The 5545-nt window shown below is 47.2% G+C and carries 6 protein-coding genes; 3 read left to right on the forward strand and 3 right to left on the reverse strand.

Translation table 11 applies throughout. The annotated features are described in order from the left end of the window. From ACX0G9_RS31485 to ACX0G9_RS31495, 3 genes are all read left to right on the forward strand, one after another. The coding region (locus tag ACX0G9_RS31485; RefSeq protein WP_459068972.1) for a hypothetical protein at positions 1–265 on the forward strand (265 nt) is incomplete at its 5' end. 7 nt (positions 266–272) lie between these two features. After that, positions 273–1415 (forward strand): glycosyltransferase family 4 protein, encoded by a 1143-nt coding sequence (locus ACX0G9_RS31490; protein ID WP_459068973.1) that lies wholly within the window; start codon positions 273–275, stop codon positions 1413–1415. 68 nt (positions 1416–1483) lie between these two features. Next, positions 1484–1963, forward strand: coding sequence for an acyltransferase (locus ACX0G9_RS31495; protein ID WP_459068974.1), 480 nt, complete (start codon positions 1484–1486; stop codon positions 1961–1963). A gap of 7 nt (positions 1964–1970) precedes the next feature. Here ACX0G9_RS31495 and ACX0G9_RS31500 read toward each other — a convergent pair whose 3' ends face one another. From ACX0G9_RS31500 to ACX0G9_RS31510, 3 genes are all read right to left on the reverse strand, one after another. Continuing rightward, entirely contained in the window at positions 1971–2561 is a 591-nt protein-coding gene (locus tag ACX0G9_RS31500; RefSeq protein WP_459068975.1) for an acyltransferase, read from the reverse strand. Positions 2562–2570: 9 nt separating this feature from the next. Next, positions 2571–3857 carry a glycosyltransferase family 4 protein gene (locus ACX0G9_RS31505; protein WP_459068976.1) on the reverse strand — a complete coding sequence of 429 codons (1287 nt, stop codon included), beginning with the start codon at positions 3855–3857 and terminating at the stop codon, positions 2571–2573. Between the two features lie 62 nt (positions 3858–3919). Next, positions 3920–5323, reverse strand: a complete 1404-nt coding sequence (locus ACX0G9_RS31510; RefSeq protein WP_459068977.1) for an outer membrane protein assembly factor BamB family protein — start codon at positions 5321–5323, stop codon at positions 3920–3922. Between the last annotated feature and the right edge of the window lie 222 nt (positions 5324–5545).

Consider the following 5545-nt stretch of genomic DNA (forward strand, 5'->3'; position numbering starts at 1 on the left):
GCTTTTCGCCACTGCCAATAATTCCATCCTGGAAGCGCTGTCGATGGGTAAGACGATCCTGGTCAACCGCATTCCGGGGGTTACGGATTATCTCAGCGAAGAAACGGGTATATTTATCCATACGCTGAAAGACCGGTCACTGGAGAACATAGAGAGACTGCTTCTGGATCCTTCAGCACTCCGGCAGAACACGATACGGACATTTGGCTGGAATACGATATTGGACGCTTATTCCACCCTTTATCAGGAACAAAAACATGGATAAAAAAGACATGCCTAAAAAAAGAATCGCGATCATCGGGGTAAAGGGTCTCCCACCCTTCGGAGGGGCGGCAAATGTAGTGGACAATCTCCTGGAACAGTTATCCGGGAAATATGATTTTACCGTCTATGCCACAGCGGCAGCTACGGACCATAAAGGGTTCTATAAAGGAGCCCATCAGATCGTCCTGGCCAAATTCCCTATAAAGGCATTGAATGTTTTTTACTATTATATTGTTTCCGCCTTCCATGCGGTGTTCACCCGCAAATACGATGGCGTACACCTGCACCAGATGGATGGCGCCTTTATCCTTCTTTTACTCCGTCTGCGATTTAAAGTTATTGCCACCAGTCATGGCATAACGTATACGAACGGGAAGTGGAAGAAATGGGCCTATCCTTATTTTAAAATGAATGAATGGTTCCAGGCGCATCTTTCCAATCACCTTACGGTTGTCTCCAAAAGCCTTATTAGTCATTACACAAAAATGATCCCTGCGCAAAGAGTGTCTTATATCCCTAATGGCATCACCCCTCCTTCGTTAGCTTCCCCTTCCGGCGAAAGGGCAAAGGATGGTGAAAGACCGGAGCACACAGAACGACTCGTGGAAAAAGACTATATCCTGTTCGCAGCCGGAAGGATACTTCCGATAAAAGGACTGCATTTCCTGCTGTCAGCGTTGCGGCAGAACCAATTTAAAGGAAAACTGATCGTCCTGGGTGATCTTACCCAGCATAAAAAATATACCGAAGAGACATTGGAACTGGCTTCGGGCCTCGATGTCGAATTCAGAGGGCTTATTAAGGACAAGAATTTACTGAATGCCTATATCGCCCATGCCAGGCTCTTTATTTTCCCGTCTACTATTGAAGCGATGTCGATGATGCTTCTGGAAGTGGCCTCCCTGCAGACCCCTGTGATCTGCTCCGATATCGTACAGAATACGGATATCTTTGATAAGGATGAAATGTTGTTCTTCCAAACGGAGTCTGATAAGGATCTGGCGGTTAAGCTGGGCTGGGCGCTGGACCATCCGCAGGAGATGGGGGCTTATGCTGAAAAAGCCTATACGACCCTAAAAACCAAATATCTGTGGTCGACGATCGCTGCCCAATATGAAAAGGTGTATGAAAGTACGTTGAAGATCAGGTAAGTTGATCATCGTCAGATCAACTATTCGTTCTATAATTGCAAATAATTCATCCTTTATACCCCCGTATAATGAAACAAGTAGTAGATGTCGGATTTGGAATGACCGTTTCGAAATTAAAACGGTTCTGGAGGAATATACTTCAATGGCCCGCCTGGTTCCTGCCCTGGAAAAAGTTCCGGACCAGCTTTCACCGGATGAAAGGAGTAAGTATTGGAAAAAAAGTAGAGATCGGCTATATGGTGCTGATCGATAACCGCCGCCCCGAACTCATCACGATTGAGGACGAGGCCACGATCACGACCATGTGTGTGGTGATCGCTCATGATCTTTCCCGTAAGTACAATGAAGGAAAAGAGATCATTGGTAAAGTCCTGATTAAAAAAGGAGCATTCATTGGAATGAACAGCACCATCATGCCCGGTGTAACAATCGGAGAAGGCGCCGTGGTGGCCGCAGGCTCTGTCGTCACCAAAGACGTAGAACCTTTTACCGTATACGGAGGAGTTCCAGCCAAAAAAATAAGGGATTATACATTTACTGCTCCCTGATACCCTTTTAGAGCTCCCTGATTACTTTGCAGGGATTGCCAGCTGCGATCGTACCAGCGGGAATATCTTTGGTAACCACGCTATTTGCCCCGATCACCGCATTGTTCCCGATCCTAACCCCCTTTAAAACAACGCAGTTGACACCCAGCCATACATTATCTCCGATAAAGATGGGCGAGGGGGGACCGCTGCGCGGGTCTTCAGGGTGCCAGTCAGAATCGGTGATCAGGGTGTTGGCCCCGCACTTCACGTGATCACCGATTGTAATTCCGGCAAAGGCACCGATAACGGTACCGCTAAAACCAGAATTTTCCCCGATCCGGATTTCCGTTCCCGCATTCGTTGCCGAAAGGATACAGGGCCGGTTGATGCCGATTAGGTTATCCGTGTGTCCGGATATGAATTTGCAGTTTTTACCAATGATCACTTTCGTACCCGGATAGAGTTTAAATTTCGGCCGGCCAATAAATTGGGAAGAGCCCAGGAACTCAACGCCGCGGCATTGATTGATAAAAAAATAATAGTGGCCTGACAGGAGTTTTACCCTCAGCTTAAAGGAATCAATACCATGGAACAGTTTTCTGCCAAATGTGCTCATTTTCTTTCGTTAATGCTTAAATGCCCTGGTTAATTGATAGTCTTGAATGATCTTCTCGTAAGCTACCTGTAATTGACCGATAACAGTCCGGACATCATGTCTTTTATGCGCCGCCCGGGATGCTTCCTCTGCCATCCTGATGAAGGCTTCCGGGCTTTTACTCATCTCCATAAGCCCTCCGGCCAGCACATACGGATCGGCGTTTTGAACCAGGGTCCCGTTGATCCTGTCCTGCATGAGCGAAGCCGTCCCCCCGGCAAAAGAAGCGATAACGGGTATGCCGGCGAGCATGGCTTCACAAAGACTATTTGGGCTATTTTCGATATGGGACACCTGGACATATACATTCGACTGTAACAGACTCCCGGCCAACTCTTCTCCCGATAGTTGTCCCACTAACCGGATATTAAGCGCCTCCAGGTTGTCTATCCCTTTTTCTTTTTTGACCAGCTTAACCAACGCATCGTCTTCCCTTAGCCCCGCGACCTGCCAGGTAAACGAAAACCGATTGCTAACCAGCAGGCATGCCGTATCGATGATCGTTTCGAAACCTTTGTACAAAGAGGCGCTGCAGGTCGTGAAAAAGACCGGAGCAGGATTGGATTGGGGTTGCCATTTCAGTTGGTAAAAAGGCGCACGCATGACTTCGTCCACATGAAAATACCGGGCGTCCGGTGCCATAACCAAACAGATACGCCGGTCCCAGTCCGTCCTTCCAAAAACATATTTTGTCTTTTTCAGGATTTCCCGTTCAGTGCGTGCCCTTTTCTGCCATATTGCGAAATCGGCGCTGAAAAAAGGATAACCTGCCCGTATTTGCCGGAAAAGACCCGGCATATTCATGCCGGAAAAATATTTCTTTTCATAGACCGTAAGGTTTCCCTGGATGGAAACCACGATCGGAATATCCTTTATCCGGTCGACGATGAGACCGAAAGAATTCTCAGTTCCATGAACATGAATGATATCCGGCTTAAAATCTTCAATGATCCGAAGGAAATCGGGTAGATTCTCGTCATATTCCGTCTTTCCGGTTATTCTGTGAAGCAGCCTTTTCTTTTTAGTAAACCCCATTTTCCTTACCGGGTAATAGTGTGTTTTACCTCCCTTAAAAGGGGCGAGCCGGCCCTCGTTATAAAAAACAAAGCCCAGCTCGACACCCGATAAATTTTCAACTCCGTTCTGGAGGGAAGAGATCCATCCTCCTCCGGCTATCTTATTATTAAGATGATGCTGACTTAATCCCGGGGTATTCGCAAACCATAATACCCTAACAGGCTTTTCGCTCTTTACCATATTGCCTTCAAATATACTGCAAGAATGCTGTTCAATCAACAGGGCCGCATTTGTATAGCAGCCTATTGAACGTCACCGCTTATACCCGGCAGAATTACATTCCCGGGAAAGGTCAAAACCGTCGGCGAAGACAGACGTATGGTACCGCCCGTCGCAGCCGTCCATTTGACGGCGCCGGTCGACGCCGAGAAAGCATATAGCTTGTTATCATAACTGCCGGCATATACCGTCGAACCGCTGACCGTTGGACTGGACAGTACCCTTCCGCCGGTCGCCGTGCTCCATTTTATGGCGCCGGTCGCCGCATCGAATGCATACAATTTGTTATCATAACTTCCCATGTACACGACACCGTTACTGACCGTTGGGCTCGAACCCACGCGTCCGGTGGTTGCCGTACTCCATTTTTTTGCACCGGTCACCGCATCGAGGGCATATAACTTACCGTCAAAACTTCCAACATAAACAATTCCGTTGCTGATGGTAGGGCTGGACAAGATACTATCGCCCGTGGCAAACTTCCATTTTTGAGCGCCAGTCGCAGCGTCCAATGCATACAGGTATTTGTCGAAACTTCCGATATAGACGATCCCATTGCTAACGGCCGGGCTTGAATTGATGGAATCGCCGGTAGCGACAGTCCAAACGGTAGCACCGGTGGTGGAATTAAACGCGTAGACATTTTTGTCCTGGCCGCCGATATAAACCATTCCATTACTAAATACAGGGCTCGAAAAGATCTGCGAAACGCCTGAAGGCGCTACCGACCATTTTTTGGAATTGTTCTTATTGACGCCATATATGGTTCCGCTATAGCTGGCGATGTAAACTCCATCCGTACCAACCGTCGCACTGGAAATTACAGCGCCTCCGGTCAGGAAATTCCATTGTTTGACTCCGGTAACCGGGTCAAGGGCATATAAACGTTGATCGGTACTGCCGAAATATAAAATGCCTCCGCTGATAGTTGCACTGGATTCGACATCTCCCTGCGTTGGAAATGCCCAAACCTTCGCGCCCGTACCCGCATAAAAACAATATAAATTTTTATCGCCGCTTCCAATGTAGACAAAACGATCGTCTGTAGGATCCGGTGTCTTTACATGAATGATATTGGAGGTCAGGGATAGTTTGCCCTGGGCGTTTATGCCTACGAGTTTGTAATAATAATCCGTATTGGGGGTAAGGCTGCCGATATTGGCAGAATCGAATTTTACAGATTGGGGATTATATCCTCCCACCGGGTTCGTAAAATTGCTGTCCGTAGCGATATACAAATTGTGACTGGCCGCTCCGTCTTTTTCCCAGTTGGCCGTAAAAGAATTGGGCGTGATATTCGTGGCGTCCAGGGCCACCGGGTCTTTAAAAGGGATATCCGCGGATTTTTCTTTTTTACAGGCGTTTAGGATGATCAGGATCAGGCCGGCATAGTACAAGCCTTTTTTTGAAAGTGTGGTCACATTCATACTTAGAGGTTGAATTGTTGAAAAAAATGATTAACGGATTGAATCATAGGAAATGGCGTCAGGGTATTGAAAATACTGACACAATCATAGGAGATTGAACGTACAGAGCAAATCCGGCTTCTAATGAGGATTTTTAGAAGGGACTTGTGTTATGGGGCTATAGACAAAGATACACCTATTTTTTAAATAAAACAACCGATGTAAAAGGTTGAAGGGTAAGGC

It is taken from the genome of Flavitalea flava (genome assembly GCF_054461575.1).

Bases quoted from the DNA above. Each gene is read 5' to 3' on its own strand.
- ACX0G9_RS31510 (WP_459068977.1), bottom strand. From the start codon at position 5,323: ATGAATGTGACCACACTTTCAAAAAAAGGCTTGTACTATGCCGGCCTG.
- ACX0G9_RS31490 (WP_459068973.1), top strand. From the start codon at position 273: ATGCCTAAAAAAAGAATCGCGATCATCGGGGTAAAGGGTCTCCCACCC.
- ACX0G9_RS31495 (WP_459068974.1), top strand. From the start codon at position 1,484: ATGAAACAAGTAGTAGATGTCGGATTTGGAATGACCGTTTCGAAATTA.
- ACX0G9_RS31500 (WP_459068975.1), bottom strand. From the start codon at position 2,561: ATGAGCACATTTGGCAGAAAACTGTTCCATGGTATTGATTCCTTTAAG.
- ACX0G9_RS31505 (WP_459068976.1), bottom strand. From the start codon at position 3,857: ATGGTAAAGAGCGAAAAGCCTGTTAGGGTATTATGGTTTGCGAATACC.